The following is a 14055-nucleotide window of genomic DNA, read 5'->3' as shown; positions in this document are numbered from 1 at the left end:
GGATCGCGCATGTCCATCTGGGATCTCGTGGCCTGGTTCTTCTGGTCCTTCGTCTTCATCTCCTACCTCATGGTCGTCTTCACGATCATCGGCGACATCTTCCGCGACAGCTCGCTGAACGGGTGGTTGAAGGCGGTGTGGGTCATCTTCCTCGTCTTCCTCCCGTTCCTCACGTCCCTCGTGTACCTCATCGCCCGCGGACAGGGGATGGCACAGCGGCGCGGCGAGCAGATCGCCGAACTGCATGCGGCTCAGACCGCCTACATCAGAGAGACCGCCGGATCGTCGTCGCCGGCGGACGACATCACGAAGGCCCGGGGGCTGCTCGATTCCGGTGTGATCACCTCCGCCGAATTCGAGACGCTCAAGGCGAAGGCGCTGGCCTCCTAGCCCGACCGCCGCTGCGGCACCGGCTCAGGCGACCGTCTCGGTCGTCGCGCCGGTGTTGCGGAGGAAGAGCAGCAGCCACGTGAAGATGATCAGGAAGGCGACGAGCTCGACGGCCGTGAGGGTGTAGTAGCCCGTGGCGAAGAACACGGCGAGCACGACGATGCACGCGACGAACACGTAGCCGAGGGTCAGGAAGACTTGGGGGGTCCCCGGCACCGTGCGGCGCAGGCCGATGACCATCACGATGAACACCACCACCATCCCCGTGGCGCACAGATTGTGCAGCGCGAGGAACCTGTCGACCGGGAAGAGCCCCACGCCGGCGAGCAGGACTCCCATGGCGGTCAGCTCGAGACGGACGATGCGACGACCCCGCACGGCTCCGGGCGAGTCCGCCGCGATCGACGCGGTTCCGAAGTGCGCCACTGTGGTCACGATGACGCCCGCGATGATCAGCGTGACGTTGAAGGTGAGAGCGGACACATCGTCGGTCACGCCGAGGCTGCTGAGGTGCAGTTTCCACCACTGCTCATCCGCTGCGCTCAGCATGCTCGCGAACGAGCCGACGACGAGGAACAGCATGAGCACCACCGAGAGGATCCCCTGGTTCATGCCCGCGGCCGAGAGAGCGACGAGGTAGGCGGTGCAGGCCATCGCGGCGCCGCTCAGCACGGCGCCGGCGACAGTGAAGACCTCGGCGCCCACGAAGCTGCGTTCCACGATCTCGGCGATGGCGATCCACCCCAGCAGCGCGATGATGCCGTGGGCGAGAGCCAGGGCTGCGACATCGAACCAGCGCATCCGCTGCGCGCCGCGGGCATCCGACGCGGGCTGGACGTGGACGAGCGAGCGCGCGGCCAGGAACACGACCATCGCGGTCATGGCGGAGCCGATGGCCGCGAACTGCCCGATCGAACCGGGGCCGGAGATCGGCAGCGTCCGTCCCCAGAAGGCCAGCAGCGAGATGCCTGAGGTGATGATCAGCGTGGTCGCACCGACGAGCAGCGCCGCGGACTCGCGAGATCCTGCGCTCGCGAGCGGATGGCGCAGCACCTCGGCGAGCGGCAGTCGGTCCGTCATGCGGCCCATCCTGACCCTCACCTCGGCGCGTCGCGTCACCCGAGAAGTGTGATGATCCCGAGTGCGCTTCGAGCCAAGCTGGAGTCACGCACGCACGGGAGGCTCGCAATGACAGATCTGACCATCGGCACTCTGACGGATGAAGCGGACGTGTCCGTCCACCTCGATGCACGACGATTCAACCGTCACACGTTCTGGTGCGGGCAGAGCGGCAGCGGTAAGACCTATGCCCTGGGCGTGGTTCTGGAGCAGCTCCTGCTCCGGACCGAACTGCCCATGCTGATCCTGGATCCGAATGCCGACTTCGTCCGGCTGGCCGAGGCGAGGCCGGGTTCGCCCTCCGCGCCTGCGGCCGCGATCGCCGCCAGCGACATCCGCGTGTTCCGCTCCGGTCATGGTCCAGGGGACAAGGTGCACGCCCGATACATCGACCTGTCGCCGGCCGCGAAGGCCGCGGTGCTGCAGATCGATCCGATCGCGGATGCCGAGGAGTACAACGCCCTTCTGCACTGGTCGGTGAGCACGACGGACTTCTCCGCCGTGGAGATGCTCAGAGAGTTCCGGGCGACGGGCGACCCGGCCCACATCCGCCTCGCCAATCGGATGGAGAACCTCCAGGTGCTCGAGTGGGATCTCTGGTCCAGGGGAGCCGGATCCGTCGTCGACGTGGTCGATGAGAGGCCGCGGGCGACTGTGCTGGATCTCGGCGGATTCGATCATCCGGCCGAGCCGAAGGTCGCGGCGCTCGCGGTGCTCGAGGCGCTGTGGGCGCAACGGGAGAGTCGGCGCCCGCTCCTCATCGTGATCGATGAGGCGCACAACATCTGCCCGCCCGATCCCCGGACCGCCGTCGAGAGAGCGGTCACCGAGCAGCTCGTGCAGATCGCGGCGGAGGGCCGCAAGTTCGGCCTCTGGCTGCTGCTGTCGACGCAGCGTCCGACCAAGATCCACCCCAACGTGCTCTCGCAGTGCGACAACCTCGGCCTGATGCGGGTCAACGCACCCCGCGACATCGCCGAGCTGGCCGACGTGTTCGGGTTCGTGGGAGAGGACGACATCCGCCGGGCGCAGGGTTTCGCGCAGGGCCAGGCGCTGTTCGCCGGTGGGTTCATCGCGCAGCCGACCTTCGCCCAGATGGGGGAGCGGTTGACCGAGGAGGCCGGCGCGGATGTGGTGGTGCCGCTGCGCAGCTGAAGGGAAAGAGGCGGCGCGTCAGCGCCAGATCGCCGCGATCCCGGCGTTGAGCGCGGTGAGGATGCCGACGAGCCAGAACATCGCGGCCGGCACTGCGCCCGACTTGCGCTGCTTCGACGTGCCGATCCCGAGCAGGGCGCCGATCGCCAGCAGCACGACGAGCTTGGTGCCGATCTTCGCGTAGTTCAGTTCCGCACCCTCCGGCAGACCCCAGGGAGCTGCCAGGGCGAGACCCGCGACGGCCGCGAGCGTCATGCCGATGCTCATCAGCCGGGTGAACTCGCGCTTCCCGCCGAAGGCCTGCACCGCCCAGGCGCCGAACAGCACGGCGAAGCCGATCAGGTGCACGAACAGGACGATGTGGCGCAGGGTCTCCATACCCTCACCGTAGGAGTGGGAGGTGTCAGGTCGCCAGCAAGGGCAGGCTGACCTCAGCCTCGCAGCTTGCGGATGACCAGGGCGGTGCGCAGCGCGGCATCCGCTGCCTCCGCACCCTTGTCCTCCTTCGAGCCCTCCAGGCCTGCGCGGTCAAGACCCTGCTTCTCGTCGTCGAGAGTGAGCACGCCGAACCCGACGGGCTTGCCCGCGTCGAGTGAGACCCGGGACAGCCCGTCGGTGGTCGCCGCCGACACGTACTCGAAGTGCGGGGTGCCACCGCGGATGATCACGCCGAGCGCGACGACGGCGTCGGCTCCACCGGCGAACGCCGCCTGGGCGGCCACGGCGAGCTCGAACGATCCGGGCACGCGGACGAGCCGGTGCGTGGCCCCCGCGTCATCCAGGATCCGCTGCGCGCCGGCGATCAGACCGTTCGAGATCGTCTCGTGCCAGGTGCCGGCGATGACGACGACGTCGAGCCCTCGTCCGTCGATCTTCTCGTGCTGGGGTGCTCCTGCGCCGCTCATGCGTCGTCCTTCCGTCCGTCGGCGAGAGCCTCTGCCAGCTCCGCCTCACCGATGATGTGACCCATCCGGTCACGCTTGGTCTCGAGGTACTGATGGTTGTTCGGTCCCACGCCGACGATCAGCGGCACCTGCTCGACCACGTCGAGGCCGAGGCTGCGCAGCTGGTTCACCTTGTCGGTGTTGTTGGTGAGCAGGCGCACCTTCGACACGCCCAGGTCCGCGAGGATGCCGGCGGCGGCGGCGTAGTCCCGAGCGTCGGCCGGCAGGCCGAGCGCGAGGTTGGCGTCGACCGTGTCGAGCCCCTCCTCCTGCAGGCTGTAGGCGCGCAGCTTGTTGATCAGCCCGATGCCGCGGCCCTCGTGCCCGCGCATGTAGACGACGACTCCGCCGTCGTGCTCGATCGCGTCGAGGGCGGCATCCAGCTGCGGGCCGCACTCGCACTTGAGCGATCCGAAGGCCTCCCCGGTCAGGCACTCCGAGTGCACCCGCACCAGAGCCGTCTCGCCGAGCTCGCCCGAGACGACGGCGATGTGGTCGGTGCCCGTGACCCTGTCCTTGTACGCGAGGAACCGGAACGAGCCGTGCGTGGTGGGCACGGTCGCATCCGCACGCAGGCTCACCCGTCGGTGGTGCACCGGCGCCGCTCCTGCGGGGTCGATCTCGTTCAGGTGGGCGATGAGCTGCTCGATCGTGATGACCGGCACGCCGTCACGGGCGCCGAGCTCGAGCAGCCCGGGGAGGCGCATCATGCTGCCGTCCTCGGCGACGACCTCGGCGATGGCTCCGACCGGGTGGAGTCCTGCCAGCTTCATCAGGTCGACAGCCGCCTCGGTGTGGCCGCTCCGCTCGCGCACGCCCCCGTCGACGGCGCGCAGCGGCAGCACGTGGCCGGGGCGGATGATGCTCGTCGCAGTGGACTCGGGGTTCGCCAGGACGTTGAGGGTGTGTGCGCGGTCGTGGGCGCTGATGCCGGTGGTCACGCCTTCCGCGGCGTCGACACTGACCGTGTAGGCGGTGGAGCGCGCGTCCTCCGAGGCCGCCACCATGGGCGGGAGGTTCAGGCTGTCGGCCAGGTCGGACGGCATCGGGGCGCAGATGAAGCCCGACGACCAGCGCACGGTCCACGCGACCCACTCCGGGGTGGCGAGCTCGGCGGAGAGCACGACGTCGCCTTCGTTCTCGCGGTTCTCGTCGTCCGCCACCAGCACGGGGCGTCCGGCGCGCAGGGCCTCGAGGGCCTCGGGGATGGGGGAAAGGCTCATCGCGAGCCTCCTTCCGGTGCTGCCCTGAACGCCAGGAGGCGCTCAACGTGACGGGCGAGGATGTCGGTCTCGAGGTTGACGCGGTCGCCGACCTCGCGGGAGCCGAGTGTGGTGGCGGCGAGCGTCTCGGGGATCAGCGAGACCTCGAGCCAGTGGGTCGTCGCGTCGGCGGCGCTGACGGCGCTCACTGTGAGCGAGGTGCCGTCGATCGAGATCGACCCCTTGTCGACCACGAGGGGGGCGAGGTCGTCGGGGAGCGAGACGCGCAGGACGCTCCACTGCTCGCCGGGGCGCACCTCGACGATGCTGCCCACTCCGTCGACGTGCCCCTGCACGATGTGTCCGCCGAGGCGCGCGCCGACCGGCATCGCCTTCTCGATGTTCACCCTGGTGCCGACGGATGCTCCGCCGAGAGCCGCGACGTCGAGGGTCTGCTTCATGACGTCGGCGTCGAAGCTGTCGGGGGTCGAGCCGACGACGGTGAGGCACACGCCCGAGACGGCGATCGACTCGCCGTGCACGGCGTCGGCCGCGGCCTTCGGCGCGCGCACGGTCAGACGCCACCCGTCGCCTGCGGGGGAGATCTCGGTGATCTCGCCGATCTCCTCGATGATTCCGGTGAACATCAGGCGTCTCCTTCTTCCGGGGCGGATGCGGGGCGAGCGATCGCGAGCAGATCGGCGCCGAGCGGCAGCCACTCCTCGACGGTCAGACGGCGGGCGGCGTCGATCGACCCGACGCCGATGTCTGTGAGTGCGGTGCGGTTTCCGCCGAGCAGCACCGGTGCGATGTAGGCGAGCACCCGGTCGGCGAGACCGGCGGCGATGAAGGCGCTCGCGAGTGTCGGTCCTCCCTCGACGAACACGCTCTGGATGCCGCGGGCGTGCAGGTCCGCCATGACCTCGTGCAGGTCGTGCGTGTCGAAGAGCAGGGGCGGATGCGGATGCCGGCGCACCGCGGCGTCGTCGGGCGTCGTCCGCGTGCCGATCACGACCGGGATCGGCTGATGCGCGTGGAGGGCGTCGCCGTCGCGAGCGGTCAGGGCGGGGTCATCGGAGAGGACGGTGCCGGTGCCGACGACGATCGCGTCGGCCTCTGCGCGCCGCCGATGGACGTCGGCCCGAGCCTCGGGTCCCGTGATCCACTGGCTGGTGCCGTCGGAGGCGGCCGCGCGTCCGTCGAGGGACTGCGCCCACTTCACTGTGACCTCGGGGCGTCCGAGACGCTGGGCGGTCAACCATTCGCCGATGATCGCCTCGGCGGTGTCGGCCTGCTCTCCCGCCTCAACGCTGACTCCGGCAGCGCGCAGCCGATCGGCCCCGCCACCGGACACGGCGCCGGGATCATCGAGCGCGTAGATCACGCGGGAGACGCCCGCCTCGATGAGCGCGAGAGCGCAGGGGCCGGTCCGACCGGTGTGGTTGCAGGGTTCGAGGGTCACCACGGCGGTCGCGCCCCGCGCGGCATCCGGTGCCAGCTTCGACAGCGCGTCGACCTCGGCGTGCGGGGTTCCGGCGCCCTGGTGCCAGCCCTCGGCGAGGATCTCGCCGCCGGGGGAGAGGAGGACGGCGCCGACCTGCGGGTTCACTCCGCGGGGGCCGCGTGTCGCGAGCTCGAGCGCTCGGGTCATCGCCCGCCGCTCCGTCTCGTTCACTGCCATCCGTGGTCCTCTCTGAGGCTCCGGGGATTCTCCGCGAGGGAGGTGCAGGCAGAACGCGCGCGCGTCGGCGCACCGTGCTGCCTCCCTTCCGGACTAGCGAGGCTGCGCCTCGCATCACCGTCGGTCCCGGATTTCCACCGGATCGGCACCTCGGAGAACCGAGACGCTCGCGGACTGTCACCGCCGGTTCGGATTCCCACCGACCCCGGAGCACGTTGATGCTCTGAGTGTACTCAACGCATCCGGATGTGATTCATTCCGCGTCGTATTGCTACGGTGCGGGGCGTCGGCATGCCTCGGCGATCGCGTCCATCGAGCGTGCGAGCACGGGGTGCGGATCCAGGGCGTAGTGGCCGTCGCCGAACAGTTCGATCGTCGCGAGTCCGCGGTAGGAGGCGCGGTCCAGTGCATCGACGATGCCGGTGAGCGGGAGCTCCCCGTCGCCCCATGCGAGGTGTCCCGTGGGGGTGCCGTCGATCAGGTGCACATGGCGCACGCGCTCGCCGAGGAGACGGAAGTAGTCGTCCACCGCATCGCCCGCCGCGGCCGCGGCGACGGTGTCCAATGCGACCCCCAGTCTCGAGGCGCCGACGTCGGTCAGCATGCGCGCCGCATCCGCCGCGGTCACGACGAGGTTCGATTCGACACGCTGCAGCGGCTCCAGCACGCATTCGAGTCCGAGACCCGCCGCGTGCGTGCTGATCTCTCCGAGCGCGTCGACCGACCGGGCCCAGCCGGCCCCGCGGGGCTCGTCCTCGCTGCCGCGCCCCGAGGTGAGGAACAGCATCCCCGCGCCGAGCTCGACGGCGATCTCGGCCGCCCGGCGGAACATCGCGATGCTCGATGCGCGCAACCGGTCATCAGGAGAAGCGATGTTGACCGGGTACATCACCTGCTCCGGGGTGAAGCAGGCGATCTGCAGTCCTCGGTGGGCGGCGGCGTCGCGGATCGCGCGTGCCTCCGCGTCCGTCAGCCAGGCCACCGGGGCGTGCGGAGCGATGCCCCAGAGCTCCAGCCGATCGCGCCCGAGGTCGGCCATGTCGTCCAGGCAGCGCTCGAGCGGGAGGTGCTGGTAGGCGAAGTTCGAACCGGTGACCCGGTCGATCAGCGGCGCTGTCGACGTCACTTCCCGATCCCCTCGGAGAGGCCCTTGATGAAGTAGCGCTGGCTGGCGAAGAAGAGCACGATGACCGGGAGCGCGGCGACGACCATGCCGGCGAACACCACCGGGTAGTCGGTGCCGTGCTTGCTCAAGAGGCTCGTGAGGCCGACCGGGAGCGTCTGCACTCCGGACCCGCTGGTGAACACCATCGCGAACAGGTACTCGTTCCACGCGAACAGCACGTGCAGGATCACCGTGGAGATGATGATCGGCTTGCACATCGGCAGCGTGATGCGCCAGAACGCGGTCCACCGACTGGCGCCGTCGACCTCAGCCGCCTCGTCGACTTCGCGCGGGAGGTCGATCATGTACGCGCGGATGAGGAACGTCGTGAACGGGATGCGGAAAGCCGTGTAGAGGATGAGCAGTGCCCAGAAGGTGTTGTACAGGCCCATCGCCTGGAACATCCGCACGAGTGGCACGAGCGCGACGGCGGGAGCGAGCATCAGCCCGCCGAGGATGATTCCCGACACCGTGCGCCCGAAGGGCATCCGAACTCGGGTCAGACCGTACGCCGCCCATGCGCTGATGAACACCGTCGCGACGGTGGAGGTGACGGTGACGAGCACGCTCGCGGTGAGGTAGTCGCTGACGCCGCGGTTCCAGGCGTCGGCATAGTTCTCCCACGTGAGCTGCAGCGGCAGGGCGAACGGATTGCCGAACAGCTCGGCGTTGGTCTTGAAGCCGTTCAGCACCATCCACAGCAGCGGATAGGCGACGACCACGACCAGCGCGAGCAGGAAGGCCCAGACGAAGACGCGTCCGATCGCGCCGAGGAATCCGGTGCGGGTCATCAGAACTCCACCCTTCTGCGTCGTGTGTACCAGAGCTGCGCGAGGGCGATGAGGAGCGTCACGACGAAGATCACCGTCGCGATGGCCGCCGCGTACCCGAAGTCATTGCGGACGAACCCGCTGCGGTACAGCCAGGTGGCCAGCACCTGGGTCGAGTTGTTGGGCCCGCCGCTTGTCATCACCATCACCTCGTTGAACACCTGGAAGGCTCCGGAGATGGTGACGATGATCATGAGGCCGGTCATCTCCCTGACCAGCGGCACGGTGACGTGGAAGAACCGCCGCACCGGGCCGATACCGTCGAGCGATGCCGCCTCGTAGAGCTCCGACGGGATGCGCTGGATCGCGACGGCGAACAGCAGCGTCGAGTAGCCGAACCCCTGCCACTGGCTCATCGCGATGATCGCGACCATCGCGGTGGACTCCTGGCCGAGCCACGGCTGCGCCAGTCCGGAGAGACCGATCGCGTCGAGCATGTGGTTGAGCAGGCCCAGGTTCGGTTCGTAGATGAAGTAGAACAGCAGACCGGCGACGGTCAGAGAGATCGCGGACGGCACGAAGTAGATCGCCCGGAGGACCTTGCGCCAGCGGATGCTGCGCAGACTCTCGATCATCGCGGCGAGCACGAGCGCGGCAGCCACCTGGAACAGGATCGAGAGCAGCGCGTAGAGGACGTTGTTGCCGAGTGCAGTCCAGAACACGGGATCCGCGAAGAGCTTGTCGTAGTTCTCGAGTCCGACGAACTCGGATGCCCCGGAGTAGATGTCCCACTCCTGCGTCGAGAACGCGATGTTCTGCACCAGAGGAAGGTAGACGAAGACGGCGAGCACGATCAGGGCGGGGAGCACCCACGCGAGCCCGGCCAGGCGCCGAGCTCCGGCGCGGGGGAGGCGGCCGCGTATCCGGCCTCGCGGCGCCGGAGCGGTGATCGCCTCGGTGACGGTCGGGGGCAGGCGGAAGCCCGCCCCCGACTGCGTCTCACCGGGCGGAATCGTTCGCGGTGCGGACACTCTCCAGCACCTCCTCCGGTGTGGCGCTGCCGCTGATGATCGCTTCGCCGCCGGCCAGCCAGGCGTCGGCGACCTCGGGCACGGTGACCGTGTCGAGCCAGACCACGAGCTGCGACGCCTCGTTGACCGCCGTGATGCCCTCGTAGACCGGCATGCTCGACGTCTCCTCGGTCACCGCGCCGACGACCGTGCTGGGCTGCCCGTACGGCGGGGACGAGAGCAGCGAGGCATTCTCAGGCTCGGTCGCGAACTTCATGAAGTCCGCTGCCAGTGCTGCACGCGGCGACTTGGCGTTGATGAGGTAGCCCTCGGGCGAGCCCTCGATCGCGTCGGGGTCGCCGGCGGCATCCTCCGGGGTCGGCAGCGGGAAGATTCCGAAGTCCTCCGTCGTGAGGGTCGCGCCCTCCGCGGTGACCGTGTCGAACTCGAGGATCTCCTGGTAGTACATCGCGGCCCGACCGCCGGCGAGCGCTTCCTGCGCCGTCGTGTAGAGCACTCCGTTGGTGCCCTTGCCGCTGTCGGTGCATTCCTCGACGATGGTCTGGAACTGTTCGAGCGCGGCGACGTAGCCTTCGTCGCTCCACTTCGCAGTCTCGGGATCGAAGTCGGCGTGCAGGACGTCGCTCGGGACGTTGTAGGCGAAGAGCTGCTGCAGGTAGTGAAGGGCCGGCCAGCCGTCCTTGTTCCCGAAGGCGATCGGCTCGTAGCCCGCGGCGCGGAGCGGACCGCAGGTGTCGACGAGCTCCTCGAACGTGGTCGGCACCTCGATGCCCGCTGCGGCGAACGCGGCCTTGTTGTAGCCCATGAACTTGCCGTTGTTGTACAGCGGGATGCCGTAGTACTTGCCGTCGTACTGGAACGCCGAGAGAGAAGCCTCGCCGAAGCGGTCGCCCCACTCGGTGCCGGGTGCGATGAGTTCGCTGAGGTCGGCGGCGAGGCCGCCGCCGACGAAGTTCTCGGCCCAGTCGCCCGTCCAGGTGAAGTAGATGTCGGGGAGTGCAGCGGATGCCGTCAGCGTCTTGGTCTTGTCCTTGATCGACTGGTCGGTCTCCTGGATCAGCTCGATCTCGACGTCGGGATGCTCCGCCTCGTAGGCGTTCGCGAGGTCCTCGAAGTAGGTCTCGAGCGGCGCTCCGCCGAACTTCGTCAGGATCGACAGGGTGCCCTCGTAGACCGGATCAGCCGTGACGTCGGCGGCCGGTTGCGGCGCCCCGCCGGCGCAACCCGCCAGGACGAGAGCGGATGCCGCGACGGCTGCGGCGATCGGGAGTGTGCGTGTCGTGCGCATGGTCTGCCTCTCTGAGCAGGCGGACCGACGACCGCGGGGACCGCGGGCACCGATCCGCCGTTGGAACTTCGGTGCGTGCCTTGACGGCGAGTGTAGCGAAAACCTGACACCGGTACCAGCCTCGATCTCAATCAATCTGGAACTGGACAGAGTTGTGCCGGAAATCAGGGATGTTTGACGACCTCGAACGATCTGTGCCAGCATGATCCCCACCTGACACCGGTACCACATCGATCAGGGTCGGCGGAGGCCGCCCTGCGAAAGGATCAATGATGCTCGGCTTCGACGAGACCGCCTTCCGAACCCAGATCGCCAGCGCCGTGGCGCTGCGCCCGCAGATCGAGCAGCTGGTGGATCAGCTGCTCGCGACGGGGATCGACAATGTCCTGCTGGTGGGAGCCGGCGGCACCTACAGCCAGATGTGGCCCTACGAGCTGCTGGCGCGCGAACGGTCCGCCCTCCCCATCCGCTCCGCCATCGCCGCTGAACTCGTCGTCACCGGCGAGGCGACCCTCGGCGAGCGCACGCTCGCCGTCTTCACCTCGGTCACCGGCACGACGGAGGACGTCATCCGCGCGATCGACTTCGTGAAGGCGGCGGGGGCGACGACGGTCGCCTTCACCGGTCACGCGGACTCGCCGATCGCGAGCGGCGTCGATCACTCGCTCGTCTCGGAGCCCAAGACCTGGCCGTTCGACATGCAGCTCCTGCTGCTCGTCGGCCGGCTGCTGCACCAGCGCAGCGAGTTCGACGGCTACACCTCGCTCGCGGACGAGCTGGTGAACCTCCCCGACGCCCTCGTGTCCGCCGCGGAGCAGGCGGAGCCGGTCGCCGCAGCCTTCGCCGACGCCCACAAGGACACCGACTACTACTTCCTCATCGGCGGCGGGCCGCTGTGGTCCTTCGCGTACCTGTACTCGATGTGCATCCTCGAGGAGATGCAGTGGCTGCGCACCACGCGCGTGCACAGTGCCGAGTTCTTCCACGGATCGCTGGAACTGCTGGAGGAGGACACCTCGGTGCTCATCTTCCAGGGCGAGGATCGTACGCGCCCGCTCACGGATCGGGCTGAGGCGTTCAGCAAGCGCATCTCGAAGGACGTCACCGTCTTCGACACGCGCGACTACGCGCTCGAGGGCTTCAGCGCCGAGAACCGAGCCCTGATCGCCCCGATCGTCCTCGACACCGTGATGGGCCGCGTGAGCAAGCACCTCGAGCGTGTGCGCGAGCACTCACTCGACCTGCGCCGGTACTACCGCGTGATGGACTACTGAGACGAGAGGCGACCCGAAGATGCGCGTACTCGGCTTCGGCGACAACATCGTCGACCGGTTCCTCGACCGGGGCGTCGACTATCCGGGAGGCAATGCCGTCAACGTCGCCGTGTACGCGCATCGCCTCGGGGCGGATGCCGACTACCTCGGCGTGTTCGGCGACGACGATGCGGGCTCGTTCCTGCGGGCGGCGATCGAGGACGCCGGAGTGGGCACGACCCGGTCTCTCACCCGCGCGGGTGAGTCCGGGGTGTCGTCCTTGCGCGTCGTCGACGGCGACCGCGTCTTCCTCGGCTGGAACGGCGGGGGAGTGACGGTCAGCGACCCGATCGACCTCGACGCCGGACGCGAACAGTATGCCGCCGGTTTCGACCTCGTGCACTCCAGCGTCTATTCGCGCACCGAATCGCAGTTGCCGCGCCTGCGCGCTCACGACGTGCTGGTGAGCTTCGACCTGTCCAGCGAAGCCGAGTTCCGCTCGGCCGCGTATCTCGACAGGGTCGCACCGTCGGCCGACCTGGTGCTCCTCTCGTGCGCCGGGCTCGCAGACGGCGAGGCGTGGGCTCTGCTCGACGAGGCGGTGCACCGCGGTGCCGGCCTCGCTCTGGGCACGCGGGGCACCGACGGAGCGCTGGTGACCGACGGTCGCGAGCGGCGCACAGCACCCGCGCACCTGCTCGCCGAGGGCGAGCAGCTCGTCGACACGATGGGATGCGGCGACGCCTTCCTCGCCGGCTTCCTCGTCGCGCTGCATGGTGCCGGCTGGCGTCGCGATCGCCGTCCGTCGGGTGCGGCGCTGCAGAGGGCGCTCGAGGCGGGGGCGGATGCGGCGCACGACCAGTGCCTGGTCGAGGGCGCATTCGCCCGTGGTCGCAGGAGCGGCGATCCCGTCCCGGCTAGCATGTGGTGAACCACTGATGCGGAAAGGGGCGAGGGCGATGACCTCCGAGCGCTCCGTCCCCCCGACCATCTCCGAGGTCGCCGAGGCCGCGGGTGTCGGCCGGTCCACGGCGGCGCGGACGCTCGGCGGCTACGGCTATGTGAGCCCAGAGCTGCGCGAGCGCGTGCTCGCGGCCGCCGAGCGACTCGGATACCGCGCGAACGCGCTCGCACGAAGCATGTCGACCGGCGTCAGCCAGACCCTCGGGGTGATCGTCGCCGACATCGCGAACCCTTTCTTCGGCGGCGTCGTGCGCGGGATCTCCGATGCCTCCCGTGCACGCGGCTTCGACACGCTGGTGCTCAGCACGCACGAGGACCTCGACGAGGAGATCGCGGCGACGAACGTGCTGATCGACAAGCGGGTCGACGGGATCATCGTCGCCTCGGCGGCCCTCGACGTGGCGTCGGCCGGGCACATCGAGCAGGCGAGAGCACGCGACATCCCCGTGGTCCTCGTCGACCGTGCCGTGCCGGGACTCGATCTCGACGCGGTGGTCATCGACAATCGGGCCGCGGCGCGCGAGGCGGTGGTCCGGCTGCTGGATGCAGGACACCGCCGCATCGGCTTCGTCTGGGGTCCCCCCGTGCAGGAGCGGCCGCGTCGCCGCCGCGAGCTGATCGACATCGCCTCGAAGAACCTGTGGACCGACGGCGAGAGACTCCAGGGATACCTGGATGCCCTCGACGACGAGGGCATCGTGTTCGACGCCGACCTCGTCATGGTGGGTGCCAAGACCGAGGAGAACGCTCAGGCCGAGGTCACGCGCATGCTCGATCTGCCGGAGGCCCCCACCGCTCTGTTCTGCACCGAGAACGACGCGATGACCGGAGCCCTGCGGGCGCTGCGCGCGCGAGGCCTGCGTGTCGCCGCCGATGTCTCGCTCATCGGCTTCGACGACAGCTCCTGGGCTGCAGTCATGGAGCCGCCGCTGACGATGATCGAGCAGCCGACTCTGGCGCTGGGCGCCCGCGCCGCAGAGGTGCTGTTCGCCGCGATCGACGGGGAGGCGGGCTCGACCGGGCTGCACACCCTCGTCACCCGCTTCGTGGACCGGGCGTCGGTCGCCCCGCCGCCCCGCTGATCGCATCCGTCG

15 protein-coding genes and 1 riboswitch are annotated in these 14055 nt (G+C 69.0%); of the genes, 5 read left to right on the top strand and 10 right to left on the bottom strand.

Annotation, left to right across the window (positions count from 1 at the left end):
* Nucleotides 1–9: 9 nt before the first annotated feature.
* Nucleotides 10–390, top strand: a complete 381-nt coding sequence (locus BLW44_RS13455) for an SHOCT domain-containing protein (RefSeq protein WP_060927335.1) — start codon at nucleotides 10–12, stop codon at nucleotides 388–390.
* 24 nt (nucleotides 391–414) lie between these two features.
* Here BLW44_RS13455 and BLW44_RS13450 read toward each other — a convergent pair whose 3' ends face one another.
* Nucleotides 415–1470 carry a hypothetical protein gene (locus tag BLW44_RS13450; RefSeq protein WP_060927336.1) on the bottom strand — a complete coding sequence of 352 codons (1056 nt, stop codon included), beginning with the start codon at nucleotides 1468–1470 and terminating at the stop codon, nucleotides 415–417.
* 108 nt (nucleotides 1471–1578) lie between these two features.
* Here BLW44_RS13450 and BLW44_RS13445 point away from each other — a divergent pair, with 108 nt between their 5' ends.
* Nucleotides 1579–2664 (top strand): ATP-binding protein, encoded by a 1086-nt coding sequence (locus tag BLW44_RS13445; RefSeq protein ID WP_060927337.1) that lies wholly within the window; start codon nucleotides 1579–1581, stop codon nucleotides 2662–2664.
* 18 nt (nucleotides 2665–2682) lie between these two features.
* On the opposite strand, the gene BLW44_RS13440 is transcribed toward BLW44_RS13445, so the two are convergent.
* The 9 genes from BLW44_RS13440 to BLW44_RS13400 all read right to left on the bottom strand — a co-directional run bounded on the left by BLW44_RS13440 (nucleotide 2683) and on the right by BLW44_RS13400 (nucleotide 10745).
* On the bottom strand, nucleotides 2683–3042 hold the full coding sequence (locus BLW44_RS13440; protein ID WP_060927338.1) for a hypothetical protein: 360 nt from the start codon (nucleotides 3040–3042) through the stop codon (nucleotides 2683–2685).
* Between the two features lie 53 nt (nucleotides 3043–3095).
* Complete coding sequence (ribH, locus tag BLW44_RS13435) at nucleotides 3096–3569, bottom strand: 6,7-dimethyl-8-ribityllumazine synthase (RefSeq protein WP_060927339.1); 474 nt, start codon at nucleotides 3567–3569, stop codon at nucleotides 3096–3098.
* Nucleotides 3566–4831 (bottom strand): bifunctional 3,4-dihydroxy-2-butanone-4-phosphate synthase/GTP cyclohydrolase II, encoded by a 1266-nt coding sequence (locus BLW44_RS13430; RefSeq protein WP_060927340.1) that lies wholly within the window; start codon nucleotides 4829–4831, stop codon nucleotides 3566–3568. Before BLW44_RS13430 ends, ribH begins: the two co-directional genes overlap by 4 nt.
* Complete coding sequence (locus tag BLW44_RS13425; protein WP_060927341.1) at nucleotides 4828–5457, bottom strand: riboflavin synthase; 630 nt, start codon at nucleotides 5455–5457, stop codon at nucleotides 4828–4830. Before BLW44_RS13425 ends, BLW44_RS13430 begins: the two co-directional genes overlap by 4 nt.
* On the bottom strand, nucleotides 5457–6491 hold the full coding sequence (ribD, locus tag BLW44_RS13420; RefSeq protein WP_060927342.1) for a bifunctional diaminohydroxyphosphoribosylaminopyrimidine deaminase/5-amino-6-(5-phosphoribosylamino)uracil reductase RibD: 1035 nt from the start codon (nucleotides 6489–6491) through the stop codon (nucleotides 5457–5459). Before ribD ends, BLW44_RS13425 begins: the two co-directional genes overlap by 1 nt.
* Nucleotides 6492–6562: 71 nt before the next feature.
* Nucleotides 6563–6708: riboswitch (FMN riboswitch) on the bottom strand.
* 54 nt (nucleotides 6709–6762) lie between these two features.
* Nucleotides 6763–7617 carry a sugar phosphate isomerase/epimerase family protein gene (locus tag BLW44_RS13415; protein WP_060927343.1) on the bottom strand — a complete coding sequence of 285 codons (855 nt, stop codon included), beginning with the start codon at nucleotides 7615–7617 and terminating at the stop codon, nucleotides 6763–6765.
* Nucleotides 7614–8447 carry a carbohydrate ABC transporter permease gene (locus tag BLW44_RS13410; protein WP_139305283.1) on the bottom strand — a complete coding sequence of 278 codons (834 nt, stop codon included), beginning with the start codon at nucleotides 8445–8447 and terminating at the stop codon, nucleotides 7614–7616. The genes BLW44_RS13415 and BLW44_RS13410 overlap by 4 nt, the downstream gene beginning before the upstream one ends.
* Complete coding sequence (locus BLW44_RS13405) at nucleotides 8447–9457, bottom strand: carbohydrate ABC transporter permease (protein ID WP_245647429.1); 1011 nt, start codon at nucleotides 9455–9457, stop codon at nucleotides 8447–8449. Before BLW44_RS13405 ends, BLW44_RS13410 begins: the two co-directional genes overlap by 1 nt.
* Complete coding sequence (locus BLW44_RS13400) at nucleotides 9426–10745, bottom strand: ABC transporter substrate-binding protein (protein ID WP_060927345.1); 1320 nt, start codon at nucleotides 10743–10745, stop codon at nucleotides 9426–9428. The genes BLW44_RS13405 and BLW44_RS13400 overlap by 32 nt, the downstream gene beginning before the upstream one ends.
* Before the next feature lie 272 nt (nucleotides 10746–11017).
* Between BLW44_RS13400 and BLW44_RS13395 the strand changes: the two genes are divergently transcribed.
* Genes BLW44_RS13395 through BLW44_RS13385 form a run of 3 tightly spaced genes read left to right on the top strand, consistent with a single transcriptional unit; the run spans nucleotide 11018 to nucleotide 14043 of the window.
* Nucleotides 11018–12019, top strand: coding sequence for an SIS domain-containing protein (locus BLW44_RS13395; protein ID WP_060927354.1), 1002 nt, complete (start codon nucleotides 11018–11020; stop codon nucleotides 12017–12019).
* Nucleotides 12020–12038: 19 nt separating this feature from the next.
* Entirely contained in the window at nucleotides 12039–12929 is an 891-nt protein-coding gene (locus BLW44_RS13390; protein ID WP_060927346.1) for a PfkB family carbohydrate kinase, read from the top strand.
* 28 nt (nucleotides 12930–12957) lie between these two features.
* On the top strand, nucleotides 12958–14043 hold the full coding sequence (locus BLW44_RS13385) for a LacI family DNA-binding transcriptional regulator (RefSeq protein ID WP_060927347.1): 1086 nt from the start codon (nucleotides 12958–12960) through the stop codon (nucleotides 14041–14043).
* The last annotated feature ends 12 nt before the right edge of the window (nucleotides 14044–14055 follow it).

The organism is Microbacterium hydrocarbonoxydans (genome assembly GCF_900105205.1).
Lineage (GTDB): Bacteria > Actinomycetota > Actinomycetes > Actinomycetales > Microbacteriaceae > Microbacterium > Microbacterium hydrocarbonoxydans.
This window is presented reverse-complemented; position numbering and strand designations above follow the sequence as displayed.